This is a genomic window from Bacteroides sp. ET489 (genome assembly GCF_030518095.1).
Lineage (GTDB): Bacteria > Bacteroidota > Bacteroidia > Bacteroidales > Bacteroidaceae > Bacteroides > Bacteroides ndongoniae.
Genome location: NZ_JAULLJ010000106.1, coordinates 1 through 1184 on the forward strand (window position 1 = coordinate 1; position 1184 = coordinate 1184).

At 46.7% G+C, this 1184-nt stretch carries 1 protein-coding gene; it reads right to left on the reverse strand.

Annotated features, from left to right (window positions below; translation table 11 throughout):
• Positions 1-1125, reverse strand: a 1125-nt coding sequence (locus Q3C19_RS18205) for a site-specific integrase (protein ID WP_302731269.1), incomplete at its 3' end; no start/stop codon positions are given.
• Positions 1126-1184: the final 59 nt, after the last annotated feature.

The following is a 1184-nucleotide window of genomic DNA, read 5'->3' on the forward strand; positions in this document are numbered from 1 at the left end:
CGTGGTCTCAATGTTCGTATGCCCCAAAATACGGCTGACGCTCTCGATTGGCATCCCTTTGCTGAGAGCCAGGGTCGCAAACCCGTGCCTTGAGCAATGAAAGCTGATTTTCTTGGTGATGCCGCATTCCTTTATCATCTTTCCCATACGCTTGCATATTGACCAATAGTTGAGATTGGGGAATACAAGATTGTTTTCCTGAAAAGCCTTGTAACGCTCGATTATCTGCAAGGGAATATCCAGCAGCTTCACCTGAAACGGTACACCCGTCTTGTGTCGTTTGGAAATAATCCATTTCTCACCGTTCACTTCCACAATTTGGTCGTTGCTTAATTCCTTTATATCCACGAATGAGAGGGCGGTAAAACTGGCGAAAACAAAAATATCACGGAGGTAGGAGTTCTTGGGGTCTTTGAACTGAAATTCCATCAATGTTTTCAGCTCATTCTCCGTCAGATATTCACGCTCTTTCGTGTTCGGGCTTATATGGAACTGGGCAAACGGATTTCTCGGTATATGTCCGTTGAAATGTGCCCGCATCACCACACCTTTCAGCCACATGCAGTTTTCCCATATCGAACCGTTGTGCAGTCCGGCTTCGTTGGAAAGGAACACGGCGAACTCCTTGATGAAGTCGGGCGTAAGTTCAGGCATGGAGATGTCGTTCCGCTTGTAATGTGACCTGATGAATGCCGCCACATGGTTTCTTGCCCGTACCCTTGCCATATAGGTAGCCCTGACCCTGTCTTTTCCGACACGCTTCTTGAACACTTCATTTTCCTTGTCGAAAGCACCGAGCAACGTTTCATACTCACCGCCCAATCCCTGATAGGCATTGCGTACCATTTCTGCCGTTACATAGGCTTCACGGTCGGATATACGCTGGTAATGCTTGATGATTTGAGCCTTGATGTTGTCAAGCGCAAGATTGGTTTCCCTCGCTTCTATACTCTTGCCCTTTGCCTTGTTCCCTTTGGCATCCCAAAGCTCTTTCGGGATAGTCTGCTTGCAGCTGAACTGTGCTACCGTACCATTGATTGTAACTCGTCCCATGATGGGGACAATTCCGTTCTTTTCCTTACTGCCGTTCACGTAGAACAGCACCTTGAATGTGCTTCTTGCCATACTCGTTTCTTTTTGGTTGCAAAACTATAAATCAACGAGTTACCTATTGATAAGCAAAG